Consider the following 25,905-nt stretch of genomic DNA (forward strand, 5'->3'; position numbering starts at 1 on the left):
GGTCCGGTGCGGCCACGCGGCTCGCGCGGGCGGCTCCGGACGGCGGTCGTCCCCCGGGCCAGCATGCGAGCGGGACCGGGGTACCCGCGCGCCCGGCACGCCGTTCGAGTGAGGGACACCCGGGGCACGGGGGTCACCGGGCCGTCGCCGGCCGGAGCCGGTCACGGCGGCCGGCCACGAGGATGTACACGCTGATCACCAGTGACCACGCGGGAAAGACGAGCTCCGCCCAGGGCACGTTCGACGACAGGAAGAGCAGCGTCAGCGCGGTGAGGACGCCCAGGACCGTGAGCGGGCGCGGCAGGACGCCGAGGCGGTGGCCGATCACCGACAGGGAGGACACGAAGACGGCCGCCATCCGCATGCCGTACCCCGTCATCAGGGTGTACGCGAAGTGGCGGCCGAAGTCCCAGGTGGCCGGCGCGGGCGCCGCACCGGCGGGGTGGGCGACCGCGAGCACGGCACCCGCCGCCGCCGCGGCGCCGAACATCATGGCGGTGAAGACCAGTCCGCTGCCGAGGAGGACGGTGGTGAGGAACCGGTCCTCGGCGTCGCCGACGTGCGCGCGTACCGCGCCGATGAACCACAGGAAGAAGATGCCGGCGAACGGCACCAGCGCCAGGGCCGTGCGCAGCGCGTCGCGCCGGCCGGGGTCCGTGAACCCCCGCGCGCCGACCGCGTCGGCTCCCTCGGGGATGCCCAGCCGGACCAGGACGATCGCCGCCGCCAGAAGAAGCGCGAAGACGACGCCGGCCAGCCCCGCCGCCCGCGGTGTCTCCAGCGCCTGCTGTCCCGGCCCTTTCTCGCGCATGCCAGGCCCGCCTTCCGCATCGGCCCCCGGCACCAGCTAGCCGCCTCCACCCCGCCCGCGCCACCGCAGGGCGCCCGTACGGACACCCCGCGGGCCTTCGCCGCACGGGGAAGGACGGCGCACACCGTCGGCCCCGGCCTCCTCGGCCGACGGAAGGGGACGCGGGCAGCGGCGGACCGTCAGAGCCGGGACAGCTCGTCCACCAGGTCGTCCAGGCCGAGCGAACCCTGCGACAGCGCCGCCATGTGCCACGCCTTCGGGTCGAACGCGTCGCCGTGCCGCTCGCGTGCCTTCTCCCGGCCCAGCAGCCACGCCCGCTCGCCCAGCTTGTAGCCGATCGCCTGGCCCGGGATCGTCAGGTACCGGGTCAGCTCGCTCTCGATGAAGTCCGCCGGCCGGCTGCTGTGCGCGCCGAAGAATTCCTGCGCCAGCTCCGGCGTCCACCGCTCACCCGGGTGGAACGGCGAGTCCGCGGGGATCTCCAGCTCCAGGTGCATGCCGATGTCCATGATCACCCGGATCGCCCGCATCATCTGGGCGTCGAGGTAGCCGAGCCGCTCCTCCGGGTCCGTCAGGTAGCCCAGTTCGTCCATCAGCCGCTCCGCGTACAGCGCCCAGCCCTCGAGATTCGCGCTGACCCCGCCGACCGTCGCCTGGTAGCGGGAGAGGTTCTCCGCGACGTGCGCCCACTGGGCGAGCTGGAGATGGTGCCCCGGCACGCCCTCGTGGTACCAGGTCGACACCAGGTCGTAGACCGGGAACCGGGTCTGGCCCATCGTGGGCAGCCAGGTGCGGCCCGGCCGGGAGAAGTCCTCCGACGGGGGCGTGTAGTAGGGGGCGGCCGCGCCGCCGGGCGGGGCGATGCGCGACTCCACCTTCCGCACCCGCTCGGCGAGGTCGAAGTGCGTGCCGTCCAGGTCCTCGATGGCCTTGTCCATCAGGCCCTGGAGCCACGTGCGGACCTCGTCCACGCCGTCGATGTGCCGGCCGTGCTCGTCCAGGTGCGCGAGGGCCACCCACGGCGTCCCGGCGCCGGGCAGGATCTTCTCGGCTTCCTTCTTCATCTCGGCGAGGAGCCGGTGGAACTCGGCCCAGCCGTACGCGTACGCCTCGTCCAGATCCAGGTCGGTGCCGTTGTAGAAGCGGGCCCAGCGCGCGTACCGCTCGCGGCCGACCACGTTCGGGGCGTCCGCGACCGCGGGCGCGTACACGTCCCGCATCCAGTCCCGCAGCTCCCGCAGGGCGCCGGTCGCCGCCCGCGCCGCCTCGTCCAGTTCCGCGCGCAGCGCCTCGGGACCGGCGGCGGCGAAGTCCTCGTACCAGCCGCGGCCCGAGCCGTCCGTGTCCACCCACTCGGTCAGTTGGTCGATGTAGGTCGCGGTCGGCCGGGGCGCCGCGAACAGCTTGCGCTCCAGACCCAGTTCCAGCGACGTCCGGTAACCCGCGAGCGCGCCCGGCACGGCACGCAGCCGCTCGGCGATCGCCGACCAGTCCTCGTCCGTGTTCACCGGCATGACGGTGAACACGTCCCGCACCGCGTGGCCGGGCGTGCCCATGTTGCCGACCATGCGCAGGTGCTCGTCCGTCTCCAGGACGGCGAGTTCGGCGGTCAGCCGCTCCCGCAGCAGCCGTCCGCAGCGCCGTTCCGCGTCGCTGTCCGCGCCGGGCCGCCGCTCCGCCTCGTCCAGCCGGGCCAGCGTGGTGCGGATCAGCGCCGCCAGGGCTTGCTGACCGGCGGGTGAGTAGTCGGGCAGCCGCCGCGAACTCTCGGGCACGCCGAGATACGTGCCGGTGACCGGGTCGAGGGCGATGAGGTCGTCCACGTACGCGTCGGCGACCTGACGGGGCAGCGGGCTCTTGGTCTCAGACATGCGGTCCATCCTCGTACGAGGATGATCCCCACGTCACCACGTACGGAGGATTCAGCTCTGGGCGTGGCCAGGAGGCAACAGCGGCCCGCATTCCCACTGCTGGAAGATGAGCCGGGTCTCCACCCGCGCCACCTCGCGCCGCGCCGTGAACTCGTCCAGCACCAGCCGCTGGAGATCGGCCATGTCCGCGACGGCCACATGCACCAGATAGTCGTCCGGCCCGGTCAGATGGAACACCGAACGCGCCTCCGGCAGCGCCCGGACGCGCTCCACGAAGGGCCCCACCAGTTCCCGTCGGTGCGGACGCACCTGCACCGACAGCAGGGCCTGGAGCCCGCGCCCGAGCTTGGCCGGATCCAGCCGCAGCCGATGCCCGAGGATCACGCCGGAGCGGCGCAGCCGGGTCACCCGGTCCAGGCAGGTCGACGGTGCCACACCCACCTGCGCGGCGAGGTCGCGGTAGGTGGTCCGGGCGTCGTTCTGCAACAGCCGCAGCAGATGCAGGTCCACCGGATCCAGTACGACGGAATCGGCCATGGGCCGAACGTAACACGGTGCCCGCCCCCGGTGAACCGTTCACTGTTCACCCTTCCGGCCATGGACACAGCGAGCACCGGCGCCTACGACGACGTACGCGCCGTATCGAGAGCCCTGGCCACGGAGGCCGTGCACGCCGGCCGCGACGATCTCGCCCGCCAGGGCCTGCACGCCCCGCCGATCGACCTGTCGACCACCTACCCCTCGTACGACAGCCGCGCCGAGGCCGCCCGCATCGACGCCTTCGCCACCGACGGCGCCGATCCGGCCGGGCCGCCGGTCTACGGCCGCCTCGGCAACCCGACCGTGGCCCGCTTCGAGACGGCCCTCGCCCGTCTGGAGGGCACCGAGTCCGCGGTCGCCTTCGCCAGCGGGATGGCCGCGCTCAGCGCCGTCCTCCTCGCGCTTTCCGCCACTGGCCTGCGGCACGTGGTCGCCGTACGGCCCCTGTACGGCTGCAGCGACCACCTGCTGACCGCCGGGCTGCTCGGCACGGAGGTCACCTGGACCGACCCGGCCGGCATCGGTGACGCGCTGCGCCCGGACACCGGCCTGGTGCTGGTCGAGTCCCCGGCCAACCCGACGCTCGCCGAACTCGACCTGCGGGCCGTCGGGCACGCCTGCGGCTCGGTGCCGCTGCTCGTCGACAACACCTTCGCCACGCCCGTGCTGCAACGCCCGGCCGAGCACGGCGCGCGGCTGGTGCTGCACAGCGCCACCAAGTACCTCGGCGGCCATGGCGACGTGCTCGCCGGCGTCGTCGCCTGTGACGAGGAGTTCGCGGGCCGGCTGCGGCAGATACGGTTCGCCACCGGGGGAGTCCTCCATCCGCTGGCCGGCTATCTGCTGCTGCGGGGACTGTCCACGCTCCCGGTACGGGTCCGGGCCGCCTCCGCGAACGCCGCCGAACTGGTCCGCCGCCTCGGCGCCGACCCCCGTGTGGCCCGCGTCCACTATCCGCGGCTCGGCGGCGCGATGATCGCCTTCGAGGTGTACGGCGACCCGCACGAGGTGATCTCCCGGGTCCGGCTCGTCACCCCCGCGGTGAGCCTGGGCAGCGTCGACACGCTGATCCAGCATCCCGCCTCCATCAGCCACCGCATCGTCGACGCCGACGACCGGCGCGGGGCGGGGGTGAGCGACCGGCTGCTGCGGCTGTCGGTGGGCCTGGAGGACGTGGACGACCTGTGGAGTGACCTCGACCAGGCCCTGGGCGCCCCCGGTCCCTCGGGGGAGCCGACGCCGAAGCCGGTACGGCAGCCGGTGCGGGAGGCGGTACGACAGCCGGTGCGCGAGGCGGTGCGCTGACGGCCCCTGTCGGCCTGTGGCGCCCCTGCCCCGACGCGGTCCGGTGGGGGCGCCCGAGGCGTGACGGCTCCGGCCAGGGCGGTTCGACTCGCCGTCAGCCGAGGTGCGGTGGGTTGGTCCGGGGGGCCACGGCCAGTGCCGTGGTGTCCAGGCGGGCCGTGATGACCAGGGTGCCCTCCTCGATCTGGTAGTCGAGGGGCAGGCCGAGGCCGCGCATGGCGGCGACCATGCCGGTGTTGGAGGCTTGCGTCACCGCGTACACGCTCTCGCAGCCGGCCTCCACCGCCAGCGCCACCAGCCGGCCGAGCAGTTCCCCGCCGATGCCCCGCTGCTGCCAGTCGTCCTCGATCAGCAGCGCGACCTCCGTCTCGTCGCCGTCCCACAGCAGGTGCCCGAGACCCACGATCCGGCCGGAGGCGGTCTGCGCGGCCAGCGTCCGGCCGAAACGGGGGCTGAGCAGGTGGGTCAGATAGCGGTCGGCGTCACCGACCGGGCCGTGGTAGCGCATGCCGAGGGTGCGGGGCGAGCACCGCTCGTGCATCTCCCTGGCCGCGGCCAGGTCACCGGTGTCGACCCGGCGCACGGTGATGTCGTTGCCCTCCGGCAGCGTCAGCACGTCCTGACCGGCCGGGATCCGCGGCCCGAGCCGGCTGTCCAGCTCCACCAGCGCCCGGGCCCGCGCGAACTCGGTCGGGGTGAACGGCAGATACGGCCGCTCCACGGTGAGCACACCGCCCTCCGGTGCCCGCAGCCGCATCACGGTCTCTTCGAGGACGCCCCCGGCCGGCACCGGTTCGGGACCACGGCCGCCGCCGACCGGGGTGCCGGGCAGTGACCGGATCGTGCAGCGGCCCAGCAACTGGCGCAGAGCCAAGGGAAGTTCCGCGGCGTCCAGGGCGGTTCGGGTGGCCAGCCCGAGCACCCGGGTGGGCGCGTCGACCAGGTCGTGGGCGTCGGCCCGCTCGATCCAGGTGGCCGTACCCCCGGCCAGCGCGACCGCCCGGGTGATCTCCGCCGCGGCCAGTGCGCCCGGGGAGCGCAGCAGGAACTCGTCCACGGTGCCGTCGGCCAGCGGGTGCGTCTGGAGGCTCAGGATGTCCACCCGCCGTTCGGCCAGCGCGGTGCACAGCGCGGCCAGCGAACCGGGCGCGTCCCGCACCGTCGTACGCATCCGCCACAGCGTGCCGGCGCCGGTGACCTCACCGGCCGTGGTGCCGGGCCGGGTCGAGGGCCCGGCCGGCCGCGGGGCGGCGCCCGGCCGGGCGCCGGTATCACTCACCGGCGGCGCGTGTCCGTGGCGGCGTGACCACCACACGTGGAAACCCGCCGTCGCGGCCAGCACCACGGCCGAGATCACCAGCAGGGCCGGGCCGTCCGGTCCGTGTCCGATCAGGTTCGCCGTGGCGTCCGCCACGGCGACCGCGGTGAACAGCGCGGCGAGTTCGACGACGTCCCGCCGCCAGTGGTGCACGGGCCGCCCGTGCTTGGTCCGGGTCACGTCAGGCATGTCTGGAGTCATGCAGCCACTGTGAAGGAACGGTGTTGCGTGATCACGAACTGATTGTGACCGATGGGTAAAGCATGCTCCGTCCTATTTGTTGTCCTTTCTACGGACGGGCGGGCCGGCGGCCGGTCCACCGGCCGCCGGCCCGCCCGTCGCACCGCTACTGACCGACCCGGCCCGGCTGCAACGTCCGTGTGAACAGCACCGTGCCGTCCTGCTCACGCAGCCGCACCGTCAGCTCGCCGCTGCCCCCGTCGATGTCGACCTCGCCGAAGAACTGGTAGCCGCCCGCCGGCGAGACGTTCGACGCGGTCGGTGCCTTCACGAACACCCGCTCCGGGCCGAACGTGCCGTCCAGCACGCTCGCCGGGAACGCACCGGCGTTCAGCGGCCCGGAGACGAACTCCCAGAACGGCTCGAAGTCGGTGAACGCGGCCCGCGACGGCTGGTAGTGCTGGGCGGAGGTGTGGTGCACGTCCGCCGTCAGCCACACCGTGCCGGTGATCCGCCGGTGCTTGACGAACCGCAGCAGCTCGGCGATCTGGAGCTCCCGGCCGAGCGGGGCCCCCGGGTCACCCTGCGCCACCGCCTCGAAGTTCGGCCGGTTCTCCGTCGTGTCGGGCACCACCAGCCCGAGGGGCATGTCGGCGGCGATCACCTTCCACACCGCGCGCGAGCGGGCCAGCTCCCGCTTGAGCCACTCCAGCTGCTCGCGGCCCAGGATGCCCTGCGGGTCGACGGTCCGGTCGTCCGGCGAGTTGGCGTCGCGGTAGGTGCGCATGTCGAGCACGAACACGTCCAGCAGCGGCCCCTGGCGCAGTACCCGGTAGATGCGGCCCTCACGGGCGCCCGGACGCAGGGTGGAGACCGGGGAGTACTCGCCGAACGCCCGCCGGGCGCGCGCCGCGAGGACATCGACGCTCTTCTCGGTGTACCGGGTGTCGGAGGAGGCGATCACCTCGCCCGGGTACCAGTTGTTGCGGACCTCGTGGTCGTCCCACTGGACGACCGAGGGCACCTGGGCGTTGAAGCGGCGCAGGTTGGCGTCGAGCAGGTTGTAGCGGAAGTTGCCCCGGTACTCGTCGAGGGTCTCGGCGACCTTCGACTTCTCCTCGGTGGTGACGTTCCGCCAGGCGCTGCCGTCGGGCAGGGCCTGGGTGGCGGCGATCGGCCCGTCGGCGTAGACGGCGTCGCCGCTGCACAGGAAGAAGTCGGGGTCCAGCTTCGCCATCGCGTCGTAGATGCGGTAGCCGCCGCGGTCGGGGTTGATGCCCCAGCCCTGGCCGGCCAGGTCGCCCGACCACAGGAAGCGCACGCCGTCCCGGCGGCGCCGGGAGACCGTGCGGAACGTGCCGGTCACGGGTGCGCCGGTGCGGCGCGGGTCGTCGGGGTCGGCGAGCAGGACCCGGTAGTGGATCTGCTCGCCGGACGGCAGGCCGTGCAGCCGGGTGGTGCCGGTGAAGTCCGTGCCGGCGTCCAGCAGCGGGCCGTGCCATCGGCGCGGGTCGCGGAACGACTCGGTGGCCGAGGTCTCCACGATCATCCGGGCCGGCCGGTCCGAACGCACCCACACCAGACCGGAGTCGGCGCTCACGTCGCCCGTCTGCACGCCCCAGCCCGCCTCGGGGCGTCCGGAGCGGGCGAACGCCGGTGCCGCGCCGAGACCGACGGGCAGGGTCAGGGCCGCCGACGTGACGAGGGAGCCGCGCAGAACACTGCGGCGGCCGGGGAGCGGACGGTGGGACATGGCTGCGCCTCCAGGGACGGGATCCGGCCGGTGTGCGAAGCCACACCTACTGGGGCGCCGCGGCGCGTGCGCGAACGCCGGGTGAACAACGGCCCGCTCCGGCCGGCCACCGCTCACCCGGTCCGGTGGCTCAGCGGCTGCCGTCCAGGATGACCCGGGCGATCAGCGCGGGGTCGTCGTTCATCGGGCAGTGCCCGCAGCCGGGCAGCCGGACCAGCCGGGCGTGCGGGATGAGCTGCTTGGCCCGGACGCCCTGGCGGCGTACGAGAATACGGTCCCGGGTGCCCCAGGCCACCGTGACCGGCAGGCCCGGCAGGGTGTCGGCGAACCGGACGGTCGTGCCCGCCCGCAGGGTCGCCTCGAAGCCGGCGGCCCCCACGAGCGCGAGCGTCTCGGCCACCACGGCCTCCGGTGAACGGCGGCGGGGGCGGGCGTAGATGGTGCTGGTCAGCGCCGTCCGGCCGGCCGGGGTGCGCGCCAGCCGCTCCACCAGCGGCAGCGGGAGCCGCTGGGCGATACCGCGCATCGCGAGCAGCACCGTGAACGCGTACCGCCGCTCGGCCTCCGTCCAGAAGCCCGCCGGGGAGAGGGCGGTGACGGAGCGTACGAGCTTCTCCCGGCCCAGCTCCAGCGCGAGCAGACCGCCCAGCGAGTTGCCGGCGACATGCGGCCGGTCCAGCTCCAGCGCCTCGAACAGGGAGCCGAGCACGGTGTGGGTGGTGGGCAGGTCGTACGCCAGGCCGTCGGGCAGGGCCGGCGACGCGCCGAAGCCCGGCAGGTCGACGGCGATGACGTCGCGCTCGGTGGCGAGGATGTCCACGACCGGGTCCCAGGCCTGCCGGTGGTGGCCGATGCCGTGCAGCAGGACCAGCGGCTCCCCGCGGCCCACGCGCGCGTAGGACACGGTCACGTCCTTCGGGCCGTGCGGAGTGGGGACCGGGAAGGAGACGGTGGCGGACATGGGGGTGCTCCTCGTCTGGGCTGGTGACGGACGCCGTAGACAGCTTGTCAGCAATTGCTACCGGCGGGTAGCCCCCGGCGTCCCTCCGGCACGCACCCCGGCCCTCGCCCGCACCCGCCCCGCCCCGGAGCAGGTCGTTCCGGGTGGACACCGGCAGATGTGCCGGGATGAGATGGGGCCGTGACCGCAGACCTCGCCACCGACGTCTTCGAAGAACACCGGCCCTTCCTCATGGGCGTCGCCTACCGCATGCTCGGGCGCGTCGCCGACGCCGAGGACGTGGTCCAGGACGCCTGGCTGCGCTGGTACCGGGCCGACCGCACGGACGTCCGCGAACCGCGCGCCTACCTCGTACGCATCACCACCCGCCTGGCCATCGACCGGCTGCGGCAGGTGCAGTCGCGCGGCGAGGCGTATGTCGGGCCATGGCTGCCGGAGCCGTACCTCACCGCATTCGGCGACACCGCGCCGGACTCCGCCGACCGCGCCGTGCTCGCCGACACCGTGTCCCTGGCCGTCCTCGTCGTCCTGGAGTCGCTCTCGCCGCTGGAGCGGGCGGTCTTCGTGCTCAGGGAGGCGTTCGGCTACCCGTACGCCGAGATCGCCGCGCTGCTCGACCGCGGCGAGGCGGCGGTACGGCAGCTCGCCGGGCGCGCCCGCCGGCATGTGGCGGAACGGCGCCCGCGCTACGACGTCGATCCCGCCCGGCGCCGGGACCTGACCGAACGCTTCATCGCCGCCGCGGTCGAGGGCGACCTCGAGGGGCTGATGTCCCTGCTCGCGCCGGACGTCCGGCTGGTCGGCGACAGCGGTGGCAAGGCGAAGGCGCCGCTGCGGATTCTGCACACCGCCGACAAGGTCGCCCGCTTCCTCGTCGGCGTCTCGCGGTCCGGCCCGCCGGGACTCGCCCTCCGGCTCGTGGAGGTCAACGGAGGCCCCGCCGTGCTCGTCCTCACCGGCGACCAGCCCGACAGCCTGTTCCAGCTGGACATGGCCGACGGCCGGGTCGCGGCCGTGTACGTCGTCCGCAACCCGGACAAGCTGCGCTCGCTCGCCGCCCGCTGAACCGGCCACTCCGTGAGCCCCCGTCGTACGGCGGGGGCTCCGCCGTGCCGTGGCGACTCCGCGGTGCGACGGGGGTTTTGCCGCGATGTCACACACGCCGCCCGGTGCGAACGGCTCGTGAACGCTCCGCGGCGGGTCCGCCACGGGTTCCCCACGGACCGAGGATTGGTCTTGACCAAGGGTGGCGGCAGCCCTATGGTCGCAGATAAGTGCAACAACCTTTAATAAACAAGGGCGCTAAAAGCCGCCGGACCAAGGCTCTTGCGGAGGACAGGGTGGGGACCACGCAGCTGGAAACGGTGCCGGAACCGAAGTACTGGCATCTCAAGACCGTGCTCACCGAGGCACTGGACTCCGAGTTCTCGGTCGGTGAGATCCTGCCCAACGAGCGTGACCTCGCGGCCCGCTTCGGCGTGGCCCGCGCGACGCTCCGCCAGGCCCTCGAACAGCTGGAGCTGGAGGGCCGGCTGCAACGCCGCCGCGGGGTGGGCACGACCGTCGCGCCGCCGCGCGTGGGTGTGGCCGTCGGTACCGAACAGCACACCTGGCCCGGCGCCGCCGGGGACGACTGGCAGCTCCTCGACAGCGTGCAGGCGCCGCCGCCCGCCGTCGTCGCCGCGGCCCTGGAGACAGGCGCGGACGAGGCCGTCCACACCGTCCGCCGCTCCCGCATGTCCCACGGCCAGCAGGTCGCCACCGAGCTGCTCTACATCCCGGCGGCCTCCCTGCCCGACCTCACCGCGATCGACGCCCCGTCCGGCGCGGCACGCGCGCGTGCGGTGCTGCGCGAGTTGCAGCACCTGCCGCTGGAGGGGGAGGACCGCGCCGTCGAGCTGGGCTCCGCGCGCGCGGAGGACGCCAGGGAACTCGACCGGCTTCCCGGCTCGCCGGTCCTGGTCGTCACCACCCGCTTCTTCGCCCAGGGCCGTACCGCCGCACTGTCGGTCGCCACCTACCGCGCCGACACCTGCCGGCTGACCTTCGGCGATTCGGCGGGCGTGGAGATACACCACGACCCGGAGCGCCGGGCGTCCTGACCCCGGCCAGGCCTTCCCCGCACGGCTGCGCGTAGCCGGGGGACAGTGCCCTGCCGGACGCGCCGGACCAGCACGCTCCCCCCAGGTCGCCTCGCTGTTCCGGCGGCCGGACGGCCATGCCCGGCGTCGGAGCGGCACGCTCACGGCACCGGGCGCACCCGGCGTCGCGAGCCCCGCCTCCGGCGCCGCGGCGGCCCGACCGCCGTACGACTGCCGTCCCCAGCACCGCGATTACCGGGCCTGTCGCCCCGACGGCCCGGCGAGCGCCCGGGGCCACGAGGACGGCCCCGGCAGCCGGAAGGCCGTGCTCGACGGGCCGCAGCCGGAGCGCCCGGCGCCCCGACTCACGCGCCCGGCGCTCCGACGGCCGGACCGCCGTGCTCAGCACCGCTGGTCAGCGCACTCGTCGGCCGGCTACCGCCCCCGGTCTCCCGGCGGCCCGATCGCCTTGCCCGGCGACCCCGCCCCCGGCGGGCCGGCGGCCGGATCACCGCGCTCAGGCGCCCTTACTACCGCCATCGATCACCGCGCCCGGTCCGCGACCACCGCACCGGTCGGCCGACTACCGCACCTGGCAGCCCGCAGCCCGCACCCCGCGCCCCGCGCCCCTGACCCAGCACCCCCGCACCCGGCGCCTCACACCCCCGCCCGCCGGTCAGCGGCGGGCGGTCACCGTGGCGTCGAGCGCGAACAGTTGTTCCTCGACGTGGTCCAGGGCGAGGCGCAGTGCCCCGGTGGCGACGGCCGCCTCGCCCAGGAGGGACAGGGCCACCTGGGGCGGACGCAGGCAGTAGCGGGCCAGTTCGCGGCGCAGGGGTTCCAGGACACCGTCCAGGCCGGCCGCCCAGCCGCCGATCACGACCAGTTCGGGATCGAGCGCCAGCACCAGCGCGGCCACGTCGTGCACGAGCCGCTGGATGAACCGTTCGACGGCCGCCCGCGCCCGCTGGTCACCCTCGCGGGCCAGTGCGAACACCTCGGCGACGGCCTGCTCGTCCAGTGGGTGCAGCGGTTCGTCGGTGGTGGACAGCAGCGTCTCCGGCGTCGCCTCGCGGCCCAGCAGATGCAGCGCGCCGATCTCCCCGGCCGCCCCGCCGTACCCCCGGTGCAACCGTCCGCCGATCAGCGAACCCGCCCCCGGGCTCAGCCCGGCCAGTACGAACACCACGTCGTCCGACTCGCTCGCCGCGCCCTTCCAGTGCTCGGCGACGGCCGCCGCGTTGGCGTCGTTCTCCACCAGCACCGGGCACTTGAAGGACCGGCTCAGCCGCTCGCCGAGCTTCAGGCCGGTCCACTGCGGCAGGGCCGTGCTCAGCCGTACCGTGCCGTCCGCGTCCACGATGCCCGGCGTGCCGACGCCCACCGCCCGCAGCGAATCGCGGGCGACGCCGGCCCGGCGCAGCAGTTCGGCGACCGCTCCGCGCAGCCGGTCGAGCCGCTCGTCCGCCGGGGCCGTCTCGTCGACGTCCTTGGCCTGCGCGCCCAGCACCCGTCCGTCCAGCGCGGACAGCACCGCGGCGACCCGGTGCGGCCCGATCTCCAGGCCCAGCAGATGCCCCGCCTCGGCCCGGAACCGGAACCGGCGGGCGGGCCGGCCCTGCCGGCGCGCGCCGCCCTCGTCGGCCGCCGCCTCCACGACGAGCCCGGCCTCGATGAGGCCCTCGACGACGCCCTCGACGGTCGGCCGGGACAGCCCGGTGACGCGGGTGATCTCGGTGAGCGTCGCGCAGTCCGTCGCCCGCAGCGCGTGCAGCACCACCGCGGAATTGATCCTTCGCAGCAGCGAGGGATCGCCGCCGGTCAGCTGCCCCACCGTCCGTCCTCCCAGCTCGCGGCCGTGTTGGCCGGATCGTACTCGGCCCGGTCCGCCCCGGCGAGTGCCCGGTACCGCCCGCGGCAGGAGCCACTCGCTCACCCCGGCTCCACGAAGCCCGACTCGTAGGCCGCGATCACCGCCTGGGTGCGGTCGCGGGCCCCCAACTTGGCCAGGACGGCACTCACATGTGACTTCACCGTCTCGGTGCCGACGAACAGCCGGCCGGCGATCTCCGCGTTCGACAGCCCCCGCGCCATCAGCCGCAGCACCTCCGCCTCGCGCTCGGTCAGCCGGGCCCGCTCCAGCGCGGCCCGCGCCGGACCGCGGGCGTCGCCGTACCGGGTGGCGAGGCGCCGTACGGAGGCCGGGAACAGCAGCGATCCGCCCTCCGCCACCAGCCGTACCGCGTGCACGATCTCGGCCGGCCGGGCCCGCTTCAGCAGGAACCCGTCGGCGCCCGCGCGCAGCGCCTCGTACACGTACTCGTCGTCCTCGAAGGTGGTCACCACGAGGATCTTCGGCGGCTCGGCCACCGTGCGCAGCACAGCGCGCGTGGCCTCGATGCCGTCCAGCAGCGGCATCCGCACATCCATGGCGACCACGTCCGGCCGCAGTTGCCGCACCAGTGGGACGACCGCCGCGCCGTCGGCCGCCTCGCCCACCACCTCGATGTCGGGCTCCGCCGTCAGCACGGCCCGCAGACCCGCGCGCACCAGGGGTTCGTCGTCGACGAGCAGAACGGTGACCGGCATCCGGCCAGCGTAGATCAGTCCAGCGGCAGCTCCGCGCGCACCTGCCAGTCGCCCTCGTCCGGACCGCTGCGGGCGGTGCCGCCGAGCAGCGCGGCCCGCTCCCGTATCCCGCGCAGCCCGCTGCCCCGCCCGGAGCCGGGTACCGGCCCGGGCAGCGGGTTGCGGACCTCCAGCACGAGCGTGCCGCCCGTGACCGAGACGCGGACCCGCACCGGCACGGCGCCCGCGTGCCGCAGCACATTGGTGAGCGCCTCCTGAAGGATGCGGTACCCCTCACGCGAGACCGGCCCCGGCACCGCCGCCACCGCACCCGTCACCTCGGCGTCGACCTTCGCCCCGGAGGCCCGCGCCGACTCCAGCAACCGCCCGGCGTCCGCGAGCGTGGGCCGGGCGCTCACCGGCCGTCCGGCCTCCCGCAGGACGCCCAGCACCCGCTCCAGGTCCTCCAGCGCGGCCCGGCCGGTCTCCTCGATGGCCACCAGTGCGCGGTCGGTGAACTCCGGGTCGCCCGCCGCGCGCGCGGCACCGGCCTGCACCACCGCGACCGTCAGGGCGTGCCCGATCGAGTCGTGCAACTCCCGGGCTATCCGGGTGCGTTCCAGCAGCTGTTCGGTGCGCTCCTCCAGGGCGGCCAGCCGCTCGGCCGCGGACGGCCCGAGCAGCCGCCGCCCGGCGGCCGTGACCAGCTCCCCGAGCCCGACCGCCACGCCGTACAGGGCGAGCAGGGGGAACGGGGCCAGCAGGGCCCAGGCGCGGTGCGCCGGCAGCCGGTCCAGCAGCGGTACCCCGGCCGGGCCCCCGGTCCACGCGCAGCGCGCCAGCTCGAAGCAGAGGACGGGAAGCCACACGGTGGCGAATGCGGCCACCGCGCCGAGGAGCATGCGCAGTTCCAGCCAGAGCACGGTACGCAGCCGGTCCGGCCAGGTCGCCGACGGGGCCTCGGAGATGCCCGGTTCCGGCTCGTCGGGCGTGAGCAGCAACCGCGCCTGCATGCCCTCCCCTCGCCGCACGGCGGGCAGGAGCCCGAACGGGACGAGCAGCAGCGCGGGCACCCAAGGGGTCGACATGTCGATGAAGAGCCAGACGCTGACCGCCAGCATCGGCACCCACAGATGCAGCAGGCGCGTGTACGTCGTCCCGCGCAGCAGCGGGCGCAGAAAGCCGGCCATGACCTCATCGTGGCAGGCGGCACCGACAACGGCCGTCCCCCGCACGGGGGAGAGGGTCCCCACCGCCGGGGGAGGAGCCGACGCGCCCGGGCGGCCAGGCTGGTGCCATGACCAGCATCGACGTACGAGACCTCACCAAGGAGTACGGCGGACGGCGGGCCGTGGACGGCCTCACCTTCGCTGTCCGCCCCGGCCGGGTCACCGGCTTCCTCGGTCCCAACGGCGCCGGGAAGTCCACCACCCTGCGCCTCCTGCTCGGCCTGGACCGGCCCACCGCCGGCACGGCCACCATCGGCGGCCACGCCTACGCCCGGCTCCGCGATCCCCTGCGCCGGGTGGGCGCCCTGCTCGACGCCCGCGCCGCCCACGGCTCCCGCACCGCCCGTGACCACCTGCGCGCCCTCGCCGTCAGCAACCGCATCCCGGCCGGCCGTGTCGACACCGTGCTGGAGGAGACCGGGCTCGCCCCGGTGGCGCGGCGCCGGGTGCGGACGTACTCCCTCGGGATGCGCCAGCGGCTGGGCGTAGCCGCCGCCCTGCTCGGCGACCCCGAGGTCGTGCTGCTCGACGAACCCGCCAACGGCCTCGACCCGGAAGGCATCGTCTGGATCCGGACGCTGCTGCGCCGGCTGGCCGCGGAGGGCCGTACGGTCCTGGTCTCCAGCCATCTGATGGGCGAAACCGCCGTGTTCGCCGACCACCTGCTGATCCTCGGCCGGGGCCGTCTGCTCGCCGACACACCGGTCCGGGAGTTCATCCACGCGCGCGTACGGCCCCACGTCCGCATCCGGACCAGCGATCCCGCCGCCCTCGGTGCCCTGCTCGCCCGGCACGGCCACGAGGCGTCCCCGGGCGAGGACGGCACCTGGACCGTGCGGCACGCGCGCGCGGACGACCTCGGCCGGCTGATGTCCGAGGCGGGTGTGCCCGTCCTGGAACTCGCCGCACGGGAGGCCACCCTGGAGGAGGCCTACCTCGATCTGACCGCGGCCGAGGCCGAGTTCACCGCACCGTCCCAGGAGGCCTGACCATGCCGTTCGCACCCGTGCTGCACGCCGAGTGGATGAAGATCCGTACGCTGCGCTCCCTGCTGGGCAGCCTCGCCGCGATCCTCGTGGCCACCGCCGCGTTCTCCGCGCTCGCCCGGGTCGACGCGGACGACTCCGATCCGCTGTACTCGATGTTCTTCGGCATCAGTTTCGGGCAGATCGCCGCGATCGCCTTCGGGACGACGGCCGTCTCGTCGGAGTTCCGGGGCGGCGCGCTGCGGCTGAGCCTGGTGGCGGTGCCCGACCGGGTGCGCTGGTTCGCGGCGAAGGCCACCGCGATCGCCCTGCCGACGCTGGCGGTCGGGCTGTTCACCGGCCTCGTCACGCTCCTGTGCGGCCGGGCGGCCCTCGGCGCGTCCGCGCCCGGCTGGGCCGAGGGGCTGCGCGGCGCCGTCGGCTGCGGCCTGCACCTGACGCTGATGGCGCTGTTCGCCGCCGGTGTGGCGGCCGTTCTGCGCAGCGGTACCGCGACCCTCTCCGTGCTGATCCCGTTCCTGCTGATCGTGTCCTTCGTCGTCGGCGACCTGTCCGGCGGCGTCGCCGACTTCCTCCCCGACCGGGCCGGCCAAGTGGCCCTGCACAGCAGCTGGAACGGCGCCCTCGGCCCGTGGAGCGGACTCGCGGTGACCGCGCTGTGGGCGGCGGCGGCCCTGGTGGCGGGCGGATGGAGCCTGCGGCACCGGGACGCCTGACGGCGGGCGGGGCACGCCTGACAGACCGCCAATTGTCAGTGGTGCCCGCTTTACTTGACGGCATGGACATCGCGACGTGTCTGAACCTCATCGACGTGCTGTGCGCCCGGGAGTTCCCGGCGGCGCACGGCAGGACGGAGCACGGCGAGAGCGGGCCCGGCTATCACATAGCCGCCTTACGGGCGAGCGGGGACATCCTGGGCGGGGAAGACGGCGACGGCAGCGGGCGGGACGAGACGGAGGCGCAGTACGAGGCCGACCGGGACGGCCTGGCGGAGCGGCTCGAAGAGCGGTGGGGACAGCCGCAGTACTTCAGCCTGTACAGCGTGCTCGACCGGACCGTGGCGGGCGAGGACGTCGCCGAGCCGTGGGCCGGGCTGAGCGGTCACGTCCCCGACGTCCAGCTGTGGCGGGCCCCGGGGGCGGACCGCTGGGTCGCCCTCGGGGTGTCCCGGCGGGACAGGGAACTGCCCTGTCAGCTGCTCGGGATAGTGACGGAAACCGACCCGCCGTGACCGGCCCCGTCCGCGGCCTCCCGCAGCCGGGCGAACTCCTGCGCCATCGTGGCCGTCGTCCAGTGCGCGTTCAGCCCGCTGGGGTTGGGCAGCACCCACACCTGCGTGCCGCCGATCGTCCGCTCCTGCGGGCCCACCCGGGCCGTACGGTCACCGAAGGCGGCCCGGTACGCGGTCACTCCGACGACGGCCAGCCACCTCGGCCTCAGCCGCGTCACCTTCTCGGTCAGCAGCCGCCCGCCCGCGGCGTACTCCTCGGCGGTCAGCTCGTCCGCCCGGGCGGTCGCCCGCGCCACCATGTTGGTGATGCCGAGCCCGTACGACAGCAGTTCCCCCTGCTCGGCCGGCTTCAGCAGCCGGGGCGTGAACCCCGACAGGTGCAGCACCGGCCAGAACCGGTTGCCGGGCCGGGCGAAGTGGTGGCCGGTCGCCGCCGTCATCAGACCGGGGTTGATGCCACAGAACAGCACCCGCAGACCGTCCGCGACCAGGTCCGGGACGAGACGGTCGCGGGCGGCCTCCAGTTCCGCCTGGGTGAAGCGGGGAGCGCGGGGGGTGCGGGGCGCGGGGGTCAGAGGATCGCTCCGGGGGTGTAACCGGCGGCCTCCGGGTGCCGCTTGACGATCTCCTCGATCCGGCCGGCGACCGATGCGACCTGGTCGGCGGCGGCGCCGGTGAAGGACAGCTTGTCGGCCATCAGCGCGGCCAGCTGCGCACGGTCGAGCGGCAGCCGCTCGTCCGCGGCGAGCTTGTCCAGCAGGTCGTTGCGCTCGGCGCCCTGCTCGCGCATCGCGAGCGCAGTGGCCACGGCGTTCTCCTTGATCGCCTCGTGCGCGACCTCGCGGCCGACACCGGCCCGCACCGCGCCCATGAGCACCTTGGTGGTGGCCAGGAACGGAAGGTAGCGGTCGAGTTCACGGGCGACGACGGCCGGGAAGGCGCCGAACTCGTCGAGGACGGTCAGGAAGGTCTCCAGCAGGCCGTCCAGCGCGAAGAAGGCGTCCGGCAGCGCGACCCGGCGCACCACCGAGCAGGACACGTCGCCCTCGTTCCACTGGTCGCCCGCCAGCTCGCCCGTCATCGAGGCGTAGCCGCGCAGGATGACCATCAGTCCGTTGACACGCTCGCAGGAGCGGGTGTTCATCTTGTGGGGCATCGCCGAGGAGCCGACCTGACCCGGCTTGAAGCCCTCGGTGACCAGCTCGTGCCCGGCCATCAGCCGCACCGTCTTCGCCAGCGACGACGGCGCCGCCGCCAGCTGCACGAGCGCGGTGACGACCTCGTAGTCCAGCGAGCGGGGGTAGACCTGGCCGACCGAGGTGAAGGCCCGCGAGAAACCCAGGTGCCGGGCGATCCGGGTCTCCAGCTCGGCGAGCTTGCCGGCGTCGCCGCCCAGCAGGTCCAGCATGTCCTGCGCGGTGCCGACCGGACCCTTGATGCCGCGCAGCGGGTAGCGGGCCAGCAGCTCCTCCACGCGCCCGTGGGCCACGAGCAGCTCGTCGGCGGCGGTCGCGAACCGCTTGCCCAGGGTCGTGGCCTGCGCGGCGACGTTGTGTGAGCGGCCGGCCATGACCAGCTCGGCGTACTCGCCGGCCAGCTTGCCGAGGCGCGCCAGCACGGCCACCGTACGATCGCGCATCAGCTCCAGCGAGAGCCGGATCTGCAACTGCTCGACGTTCTCGGTGAGGTCGCGGGAGGTCATGCCCTTGTGCACGTGCTCGTGCCCGGCGAGGTCGTTGAACTCCTCGATCCGCGCCTTCACGTCGTGCCGGGTGACCTTCTCGCGCTCGGCGATCGAGGCCAGGTCGACGGTGTCGAGGACACGCTCGTAGTCGGCGATCGCCTCGTCCGGCACCTCGATGCCGAGGTCCTTCTGGGCCCGCAGCACGGCGAGCCAGAGCTGCCGCTCCAGTCTCACCTTCTGCTCGGGGGACCAGAGCGTGGCGAGCTGGGCGGAGGCGTAGCGTCCGGCGAGGACGTTCGGGATGCGGGGCTTGGCGGGCGCAGAAGTCACGTGTCCAGAGTCTACTGGCGGTTCGTGCAGGCCAGCGCCATGGGGGTGTTCGGCGGAAGCTACGAGACCCGTGTCACGTCCCGGCGGCGCCCCGCCGGGACGCTACGCCTGCCCCTCGTACGGCAGTAGTTCCGGGCGCTTGGGCGGGCGGCCGTCGCCCGACGAGCGGCCGGTCAGGCGGCGGCCTATCCACGGGAGCAGGTGCTGCCGGGCGAACCGGGCGTCGGCGACCCGCCGGGACACCCAGCCCGGGGGGAGCGTCTGCTCCATCGGCACGTGCCACTCGGCGTCCTCCGCCTCGTGCCCGAGCGTCTGCCACACCGCCTCGGCGACCCGGCGGTGGCCCTCGGCCGTGAGGTGCAGCCGGTCCACGTCCCACAGTCGCGGGTCCGCCAGCGCGGGCGCCCCGTACAGGTCGACCACCCGGGCCCCGTGCTTGTCCGCCAGCTCCTCCACGCAGGCGAACAGCTCCTCCATGCGCGGCCGGAACCGTTCCAGCACCGGGCCCCGGCGGCCGGGGCTGCGCATCAGCACCAGCTGCTCGCAGGAGGGCGCCAGCCGCTTCACGGCCTCGGTGAGCAGATCCCGGACCCGGTTCATGTCGCACTTGGGGCGCAGGGCGTCGTTGAGCCCGCCGACCAGGGTGATGACGTCGGGCTTCATGGCCGCCGCCAGAGGCACCTGCTCGTCGACGATCTGCCCGATCAGCTTTCCGCGCACGGCGAGGTTGGCATAGCGGAACCCGGGGGTGCGGGCGGCCATCCGCGCGGCGAGCAGGTCGGCCCAGCCCCGGTAGGAGCCGTCGGGCAGCAGGTCCGACATGCCCTCGGTGAACGAGTCACCGAGGGCGACGAGGCTGGTGAAGGGGGGAGGAGTGGGATTCGTCTGCATGGCGACAGCGATGTTATCCCGGCCCCATACCTGCCGGTCGGTCGGGTCCGCCACAGTGGTCAGGTCAGGTCAGGTCCGGTCTGGGCGGGCTGGCCGAACAGCTGGCGCAGCACGTCCTCCATGGTCACCAGGCCGGCCAGCCGGCCGTCGTCGCCGAGTACGGCCGCGAGGTGCGTCCGGCTGCGCCGCATCGCGGTGAGCACGTCGTCCAGCGGCGTCCGCTCCCGTACGCGCGCGATGGACCGCATGTCGCCCAGCCGGAACGGCACGTCCCGCGGGGTCATGTCCAGCGCGTCCTTCACGTGCAGATAGCCCACGATCCGGCGGCCCGCGTCGACCACCGGGAAGCGGGAGAAGCCCGACTCGGCCGACAGCCGCTCCAGCTGCTCGGGGGTGACGCCCACGCGTGCGTAGACCACCCGTGCCAGCGGCACCACCACGTCCCGTACCGGGCGGCTGCCCAGCTCCAGGGCGTCGTGCAGCCGTTCCTGCGCGCGGTCGTCGATCAGGCCCGCCTCGCTGGCGTCCTTCACGATCTGCGCCAGTTCGGAGTCGGTGAAGGTCGCCGCGACCTCGCCCTTCGCCTCCACCCGGAGCAGCTTCAGCAGACCGTTGGCGAAGGTGTTGATGGTGAAGATCACCGGCCGGAGTGCCCGGGACAGCGCGACCAGGGGAGGGCCGAGGGCCAGCGCGCTGCGCACCGGTTCGGCGAGTGCGATGTTCTTGGGGACCATCTCGCCGAGCAGCATGTGCAGATAGGTCGCGAGGGCCAGCGCGATCACGAAGGACACGGCGTGACCGACTCCCGTCGGCACGCCGGCCGCGTGGAACACCGGCTCCAGCAGATGCGCGATCGCCGGCTCGGCGACCACACCGAGCACCAGGGTGCACAGCGTGATGCCGAGCTGGGTGGCGGCCAGCAGGGCCGACACGTGCTCGAGCCCCCACAGCACGCTCCGCGCCCGCCGGTCCCCCTCCTGGGCGAGCGGCTCGATCTGTGAGCGGCGCACGGAGATGAGCGCGAACTCGGCGCCGACGAAGAAGGCGTTGACGACGAGGGTCGTCAGGCCGATCAGCAGTTGCAGGGCGGTCATCGAGTCCCCTCCGGCCTCTCGTCGGTCCGTCCGCCGGCCTTCTCGCCGGCTCGGTCGCCGGGCTTGTCGCCGGCTCGGTCGCCGGGCATGTCGCCGGGTCGCGCGTCGGCCACTGCGCCGGCTCGTGCCTCGGCCCGCCCGCCGGCCTTCCCGCCGGTGCTCCCGGCGACGCTCTCGTCGTCCAGCGGTGCGTGCAGCAGCACCCGGGCGGCCCGGCGGCCGGACGCGTCGACCACGTCCAGCCGCCAGCCGGCCACGTGCACGCGGTCGCCGACCGCCGGTATCCGGCCCAGCTCGGTGGCGACCAGACCGGCCAGCGTCTCGTACGGTCCCTCCGGCAGCCGCAGGCCCACGCGCGCGAGCTGGTCGGCGCGGGCGGCGCCGTCGACCAGGTACAGGGCCCGGCCCTCTTCGTCGGCGCCGGCGGGGGCGAGACCGGACGTCTCGTGCGGATCGTGCTCGTCCCGTACCTCGCCGACGACCTCCTCGACGATGTCCTCCAGCGTCGCCACGCCGGCCGTGCCGCCGTACTCGTCGATGACGACGGCCATGGTGCGCCGGCCGCCGAGCCGGTCCAGCAGCCGGTCGACGGTCAGGGACTCGGGCACCAGCAGCGGCTCGCGCATCACCTGGGCGACCGTGCGGTGGCGCCGCTGGTCCGCGGGGACCGCCAGCACGTCCTTGATGTGGGCGGTGCCGACGACGGAGTCCAGGCCGCCCCGGTAGACGGGGAACCGGGACAGGCCGGTGGCCCGGGTCGCGTTCGCCACGTCCTCGCAGGTCGCCTGGAGGTCCAGGGCGACGACCTGGACGCGCGGTGTCATCACGTTCTCCGCGGTCAGGTCGGCCAGGTTCAGGGTGCGGACGAACAGCTCGGCCGTGTCCGCCTCCAGGAAGCCCTGCTTGGCGGAGTGCCGGGCGAGGGCGGCCAGCTCCTGCGGCCCGCGCGCGGAGGCCAGCTCCTCGGCGGGCTCGACGCCGAACCGCCGTACGAGACGGTTCGCGGTGTTGTTCAGATGGGTGATGAAGGGCCGGAAGGCCGCGCTGAACCAGCGCTGTGCGTTGCCCACGCGCAGGACCACGGCCAGCGGTGTGGAGATCGCCCAGTTCTTCGGCACCAGCTCGCCGACGACCATCAGGAACACCGTGGACAGGGCCGTGCCCAGCACCAGCGCCGCGGAACTCGCCGCGCCGGCGGACAGGCCCATCGCCCGGAACGGGCCGGCGAGCAGCTTCGCGATGGACGGCTCGGCGAGCATGCCGACCACCAGGTTGGTGACGGTGATGCCGAGCTGCGCGCCGGAGAGCTGGAAGGTCAGGTTCCGTACGGCCTTCAGGGCGCCCGCGGCGCCGCGCTCGCCGCGCTCCGCGGCCCGCTCCAGCTCACCCCGCTCGACCGTGGTCAGCGAGAACTCCGCCGCCACGAAGGCGCCGCAGGCGACCGACAGCAGGATCGCCACCAGGAGGAGGAGCACTTCGGTCATCGGGTCACCCCCGTCCCATGGTCGGACAGGGCAGGGGGGACGCGCGATGTCGCGGACGGGGAGGCTCGCCCATGGGCGGACGCTCACAACCTTTCATAGAGGGCCGAGTGCTCCCTCAAGAGTAAAGGATGGGCAAAAAAGCCTCCGGTGCCTGTGGATGAGCGGCTTCAGCCGGGCGTCCCGCCCCGGTCGGCGAGCGGCTTCACCCAGCGCCGCCACCGTTCCTCCGGCCCGTATCCGGCGGCCTGCCAGGCGTGGTGCGCGGTCGCGTTGCGCACCAGCACCATGGCGTCAGCGCGCCGGCCGCCGAGCCGTACGAAGCGCTCCTCGGCGGCGGCCAGCAGCGCAGAGCCGATGCCCTGCCGCCGCCACCGGGGGTGCACCGCGAGCCGGTACAGATGGCACCGCCAGCCGTCGAAGCCGGCGATCACCGTGCCGACCAGCTCGCCGTCCCGCTCGGCGACGAGGAGCGCCCCGGGGTCGCGGCCGACCAGCCGCTCCACGCCGGTACGGTCGTCGCTGATGCTCGTCCCCTCGGCGGCCGTCCTCCAGAAGGCCAGGACGGAGTCGAGGTCGTGGGGCACGGCGGCGCGTATCCGCGGATCGTTCATACGATCATCGTGCGGGTCGCCGTCCGCCCGGCACCGGTCTTTCCATCATGCGGACCGGTCGACGCGCTGTAGCGGGCCACGGGTCGTCCAGCTCGCCGGTGCCGGGCGGCCCGGCGTGCGGGCGTCCTCCTGCTCCGCCCGCACTAGGGCCGGTGACGGCGCGGCCGTGCCGAGGTGGTCCGGGGCGAGGGCCACGTCGTACCCCAGCTCCTCGGCCCGGCGGCACTTGGCGCACCCCTCGGCGCCGGGGGTGGGCGTGAGCAGGCTGACCCCGAAACCGCAGTCATCGGTCGAAGCGGTCGGCGGTCGGCGGTCGCCGGTCAGCGCTCGGCGGTCGACGGTCGACGGTCGCGGTCGGCGGTCGCGGTCGGCGGTCGCCGGTCAGTGGAGATGATCAGCCGATGTGATCATTCATGGGCGATCGCCGCCAGCACGTTCATCCGCGACGCCCGCAGCGCCGGCAGCAGGGCCGCCACGACACCCACCACCGCCGAGCCGACCACGACCGCGAGGATCGTGCCCCAGGGGATCGCCAGCGCCGTCAGCCCGCGCAGCGCCAGCACCTGTTGCATGCACACGCCCCACACGAGCCCCAGCGCCAGCCCCAGGACCGCGCCGAACACCGCGATGACCACCGACTCCAGCCGGATCATCCGGCGCAGCTGCCGCCGGCCCAGCCCGATCGCCCGCAACAGCCCGATCTCCCGGGTCCGCTCCACCACCGACAGGGCGAGGGTGTTCACCACGCCGAGCACGGCGATGACGATCGCCAGCCCCAGCAGCGCGTACACGAGGTACAGCAGTACGGCGATCTGGTTGTGCACCAGCTCCTTGTAGTCGGCCTGGTCACGCACCTGCACCTGCGGGAACGGCTTGAGCGTCCGCTCCAGCCGTTCCCGCAGGTCGGCCGGCTTCGTGCCGGGGGCCGCGTTCACGTACAGCGCCGAGTCCTGGCCGTTCGGCATGTACCTCCGCAGCGTCCCGAGGCCGAAGAAGACGCCGCCCTGGGTGCCGAAGGACTCGGCCGCCTGCTGGTCGGTCAGCGCGCCGACGGTCAGCTCCGCCCGGCGCCCGCCCGGGAACTCCACCGGCAGCGCACTGCCGGTCCGCACGCCGTGGTCCCGGGCGTAGTCGGCGTCCATCGCGAGGTGCCCGTCGGCCAGGGCCGCCGCCGAACCGCCCCGCGCGTAGGTGAGGTGCGCGACGTCGTCCAGGCCGGGGCCGTACCCGGCGGCGGTGGTCCGCACCCGCTCGCCGTCCGGCAGCCGTACGGCGACGGGGGTGAGCCGCTGGGCCACGACCAGCCCGGCACCGGGCGTCGCGGCCACCCGCTTGCCGATCTCCCCGGTGAACGGCGTGAAGTTGCCGCTCTGGACGACGAAGTCGGCGCCCAGCGTCCGGTCGATCTGCCGGTCGAAGGACGCCGACATCGACGCGCTCGCCACCGACATCCCGCCCACCAGGGCCAGACCCACCATCAGGGCCGCGGCCGTGGCACCGGTACGGCGCGGATTGCGCAGGGCGTTGCGCTGGCTCATCCGGCCGACCGGGCCGAACAGCGCGGGGAACGCCGCGCCCAGCACCCGGATCACCGGCCGCACCAGCAGCGGCCCGGCGACCACCGTCGCGACGAGGGTCAGCACGACCCCGAGTCCCAGCAGGGAGGCCGCCTGCGCGGTCCGCGTGGCCGCCGCGCACCCGGCCAGCGCCGCCGCACCGGCCGCCCCGACCACCGCCCCGGCGATCGCCCGGCCCCGCAACGGCCTGCCCACGCCGGCGACCTCGGCATCCGCGAGCGCCGCCATCGGCGAGACGGCCGCGGCGCGCCGCGCCGGCAGATAGGCGGCCACGAAGGTCACGCCGAGACCGACCACATAGGCGGCGACGGGCGTACCCCAGCCGATCACCATCTCGGTGCCCTTGAGGTTCATGCCGACCGCGCTGATCAGCCGGATCAGTCCGGCCGCCAGCCCGATCCCGGCGGCGAGACCGAACGTCGAGCCGAACAGCCCCAGCAGCAGCGCCTCGGTGAGCACCGACCGCCGTACCTGCCGCCGGTCCGCGCCCAGCGCCCGGAGCAGGCCCAGCTCGCGGGTGCGCTGCGCGATCAGCATGGAGAACGTGTTGACGATCAGGAACACGCCGACGAGCAGGGCCACACCGGCGAACCCCAGCATCACGTACTTGATCACGTCGAGGAAGGTGCCGAGGTCCGCAGCGGCCGACTTGGCCTGCTCACCGGAGGTCCGCACCGCGTACGTACCGGTGCCGATCACCCCGCCGACCCGCCGCGCGAGGTCCGCGTCGGACACCCCCTCGGCCGCGTCCACCGAGATGCCGGTCGCCCGTGCGGACGAGCCGAGCAGTTCCCGGCCGGCCACCGCCGGGTCCAGGTAGATCCGTGCCGCGCCCGGATTGGTCGTCGTGAAGGTGGCGATGCCGACGACCCGGACGCGGAAGGTGCCCGGCTGCGCCTGCACCGTCAGCGGGTCGCCGATCCGCACGTGCCGCCGGCCGGCCGTGTCCGCGTCCAGCAGCGCCTCACCGGCCCCGCGCGGGGCGTGGCCGGAGGTCAGCCGCACCGGGCTCCGGCCGGTCGCGTACCAGGCACCGGCGACGGTGGGGGCGCCGGTGGTCGGGCCGACGGACCTGTCCCGGCGGTCGACCACCACGACGTTCTGCACCGACACGTCCGCGCGCGCCGCCGCGACACCGGCCACCTTCGCCACCCGGTCCCGCAGCACGGCCGGCACGGTCTGCACCGCACCGCTCGCGCGGGCCGAGCGCAGGTCCCCCCGCGGCTGGACCGTCACATCGGCGGCGGTGGAGGCGAACAGCCGGTCGAACGTGCGGGTGACGGTGTCGGAGAAGATCAGACTGCCCGCGACGAACGCCACCGACAGGACCACGGCCAGCGCGGACAGCGCCAGCCGCCCCTTGTGCGCGAGGAAGCTCCGCAGAGTCGCCCTGAGCACCG

22 protein-coding genes and 1 pseudogene are annotated in these 25,905 nt (G+C 74.1%); 6 read left to right on the top strand and 17 right to left on the bottom strand.

Features of this window, described 5'->3' with window-relative positions:
* Nucleotides 1-133: 133 nt before the first annotated feature.
* The 3 genes from AB0F03_RS25335 to AB0F03_RS25345 form a co-directional block, all read right to left on the bottom strand.
* On the bottom strand, nucleotides 134-811 hold the full coding sequence (locus AB0F03_RS25335) for a hypothetical protein (RefSeq protein WP_361995835.1): 678 nt from the start codon (nucleotides 809-811) through the stop codon (nucleotides 134-136).
* Between the two features lie 179 nt (nucleotides 812-990).
* The gene (locus AB0F03_RS25340) at nucleotides 991-2,682 is read right to left on the bottom strand and encodes a DUF885 domain-containing protein (RefSeq protein WP_361995837.1); all 1,692 of its coding nucleotides are present in this window, start codon (nucleotides 2,680-2,682) and stop codon (nucleotides 991-993) included.
* A gap of 51 nt (nucleotides 2,683-2,733) precedes the next feature.
* Nucleotides 2,734-3,219: an Lrp/AsnC family transcriptional regulator gene (locus tag AB0F03_RS25345; protein ID WP_121789935.1), complete on the bottom strand. Its 486-nt coding sequence runs from the start codon at nucleotides 3,217-3,219 to the stop codon at nucleotides 2,734-2,736.
* Between the two features lie 60 nt (nucleotides 3,220-3,279).
* Here AB0F03_RS25345 and AB0F03_RS25350 point away from each other — a divergent pair, with 60 nt between their 5' ends.
* Entirely contained in the window at nucleotides 3,280-4,527 is a 1,248-nt protein-coding gene (locus AB0F03_RS25350) for a PLP-dependent transferase (protein ID WP_361995839.1), read from the top strand.
* A gap of 94 nt (nucleotides 4,528-4,621) precedes the next feature.
* Here AB0F03_RS25350 and AB0F03_RS25355 read toward each other — a convergent pair whose 3' ends face one another.
* From AB0F03_RS25355 to AB0F03_RS25365, 3 genes are all read right to left on the bottom strand, one after another.
* Complete coding sequence (locus AB0F03_RS25355) at nucleotides 4,622-6,046, bottom strand: GNAT family N-acetyltransferase (protein ID WP_361995841.1); 1,425 nt, start codon at nucleotides 6,044-6,046, stop codon at nucleotides 4,622-4,624.
* Between the two features lie 145 nt (nucleotides 6,047-6,191).
* On the bottom strand, nucleotides 6,192-7,778 hold the full coding sequence (locus tag AB0F03_RS25360; RefSeq protein ID WP_361995843.1) for an alkaline phosphatase D family protein: 1,587 nt from the start codon (nucleotides 7,776-7,778) through the stop codon (nucleotides 6,192-6,194).
* 130 nt (nucleotides 7,779-7,908) lie between these two features.
* Complete coding sequence (locus AB0F03_RS25365) at nucleotides 7,909-8,739, bottom strand: alpha/beta fold hydrolase (protein ID WP_361995845.1); 831 nt, start codon at nucleotides 8,737-8,739, stop codon at nucleotides 7,909-7,911.
* A 180-nt stretch (nucleotides 8,740-8,919) separates the two neighbouring features.
* On the opposite strand from AB0F03_RS25365, the gene AB0F03_RS25370 reads away from it, so the two are divergent.
* Together AB0F03_RS25370 and AB0F03_RS25375 are read left to right on the top strand one after the other, a co-directional pair.
* Nucleotides 8,920-9,804 carry an RNA polymerase sigma-70 factor gene (locus AB0F03_RS25370; protein WP_361995847.1) on the top strand — a complete coding sequence of 295 codons (885 nt, stop codon included), beginning with the start codon at nucleotides 8,920-8,922 and terminating at the stop codon, nucleotides 9,802-9,804.
* A gap of 275 nt (nucleotides 9,805-10,079) precedes the next feature.
* A complete protein-coding gene (locus AB0F03_RS25375) occupies nucleotides 10,080-10,841 on the top strand; it encodes a GntR family transcriptional regulator (RefSeq protein ID WP_361995849.1) in 762 nt (253 codons plus the stop codon).
* Nucleotides 10,842-11,496: 655 nt separating this feature from the next.
* On the opposite strand, the gene AB0F03_RS25380 is transcribed toward AB0F03_RS25375, so the two are convergent.
* The 3 genes from AB0F03_RS25380 to AB0F03_RS25390 form a co-directional block, all read right to left on the bottom strand.
* Nucleotides 11,497-12,654 carry an ROK family transcriptional regulator gene (locus AB0F03_RS25380; RefSeq protein WP_361995851.1) on the bottom strand — a complete coding sequence of 386 codons (1,158 nt, stop codon included), beginning with the start codon at nucleotides 12,652-12,654 and terminating at the stop codon, nucleotides 11,497-11,499.
* Nucleotides 12,655-12,752: 98 nt separating this feature from the next.
* On the bottom strand, nucleotides 12,753-13,409 hold the full coding sequence (locus tag AB0F03_RS25385) for a response regulator transcription factor (protein ID WP_361995853.1): 657 nt from the start codon (nucleotides 13,407-13,409) through the stop codon (nucleotides 12,753-12,755).
* A gap of 14 nt (nucleotides 13,410-13,423) precedes the next feature.
* Nucleotides 13,424-14,578: a histidine kinase gene (locus tag AB0F03_RS25390; RefSeq protein ID WP_361995855.1), complete on the bottom strand. Its 1,155-nt coding sequence runs from the start codon at nucleotides 14,576-14,578 to the stop codon at nucleotides 13,424-13,426.
* A 107-nt stretch (nucleotides 14,579-14,685) separates the two neighbouring features.
* Between AB0F03_RS25390 and AB0F03_RS25395 the strand changes: the two genes are divergently transcribed.
* The 3 genes from AB0F03_RS25395 (at nucleotide 14,686) to AB0F03_RS25405 (ending at nucleotide 16,834) form a co-directional block, all read left to right on the top strand.
* A complete protein-coding gene (locus AB0F03_RS25395) occupies nucleotides 14,686-15,606 on the top strand; it encodes an ATP-binding cassette domain-containing protein (protein ID WP_361995856.1) in 921 nt (306 codons plus the stop codon).
* A gap of 2 nt (nucleotides 15,607-15,608) precedes the next feature.
* Nucleotides 15,609-16,319, top strand: a complete 711-nt coding sequence (locus AB0F03_RS25400) for an ABC transporter permease (protein ID WP_361995858.1) — start codon at nucleotides 15,609-15,611, stop codon at nucleotides 16,317-16,319.
* A 62-nt stretch (nucleotides 16,320-16,381) separates the two neighbouring features.
* A complete protein-coding gene (locus AB0F03_RS25405) occupies nucleotides 16,382-16,834 on the top strand; it encodes a hypothetical protein (RefSeq protein ID WP_361995860.1) in 453 nt (150 codons plus the stop codon).
* Here the strand turns inward: AB0F03_RS25405 and mug are convergent.
* The 8 genes and pseudogenes from mug to AB0F03_RS25445 all read right to left on the bottom strand — a co-directional run bounded on the left by mug (nucleotide 16,795) and on the right by AB0F03_RS25445 (nucleotide 25,903).
* Nucleotides 16,795-17,304: a G/U mismatch-specific DNA glycosylase gene (gene mug / locus AB0F03_RS25410; protein WP_361995862.1), complete on the bottom strand. Its 510-nt coding sequence runs from the start codon at nucleotides 17,302-17,304 to the stop codon at nucleotides 16,795-16,797. The genes AB0F03_RS25405 and mug overlap by 40 nt on opposite strands.
* A gap of 101 nt (nucleotides 17,305-17,405) precedes the next feature.
* On the bottom strand, nucleotides 17,406-18,848 hold the full coding sequence (gene purB / locus AB0F03_RS25415; protein ID WP_361995864.1) for an adenylosuccinate lyase: 1,443 nt from the start codon (nucleotides 18,846-18,848) through the stop codon (nucleotides 17,406-17,408).
* A 102-nt stretch (nucleotides 18,849-18,950) separates the two neighbouring features.
* Nucleotides 18,951-19,739, bottom strand: a complete 789-nt coding sequence (locus AB0F03_RS25420; protein WP_361995866.1) for an SGNH/GDSL hydrolase family protein — start codon at nucleotides 19,737-19,739, stop codon at nucleotides 18,951-18,953.
* Between the two features lie 59 nt (nucleotides 19,740-19,798).
* Nucleotides 19,799-20,833 carry a hemolysin family protein gene (locus tag AB0F03_RS25425; protein ID WP_361995867.1) on the bottom strand — a complete coding sequence of 345 codons (1,035 nt, stop codon included), beginning with the start codon at nucleotides 20,831-20,833 and terminating at the stop codon, nucleotides 19,799-19,801.
* Complete coding sequence (locus AB0F03_RS25430; RefSeq protein WP_361995869.1) at nucleotides 20,830-22,317, bottom strand: hemolysin family protein; 1,488 nt, start codon at nucleotides 22,315-22,317, stop codon at nucleotides 20,830-20,832. Before AB0F03_RS25430 ends, AB0F03_RS25425 begins: the two co-directional genes overlap by 4 nt.
* 167 nt (nucleotides 22,318-22,484) lie before the next feature.
* Entirely contained in the window at nucleotides 22,485-22,928 is a 444-nt protein-coding gene (locus tag AB0F03_RS25435; protein ID WP_361995871.1) for a GNAT family N-acetyltransferase, read from the bottom strand.
* A 135-nt stretch (nucleotides 22,929-23,063) separates the two neighbouring features.
* A pseudogene (locus AB0F03_RS25440) lies at nucleotides 23,064-23,252 on the bottom strand (hypothetical protein); the annotation flags it as partial.
* Between the two features lie 83 nt (nucleotides 23,253-23,335).
* Nucleotides 23,336-25,903 carry an ABC transporter permease gene (locus AB0F03_RS25445; RefSeq protein WP_361995873.1) on the bottom strand — a complete coding sequence of 856 codons (2,568 nt, stop codon included), beginning with the start codon at nucleotides 25,901-25,903 and terminating at the stop codon, nucleotides 23,336-23,338.
* Nucleotides 25,904-25,905 lie beyond the last annotated feature (2 nt).

It is taken from the genome of Streptomyces sp. NPDC028722, from assembly GCF_040637655.1.
Classification (GTDB): Bacteria; Actinomycetota; Actinomycetes; order Streptomycetales; family Streptomycetaceae; genus Streptomyces.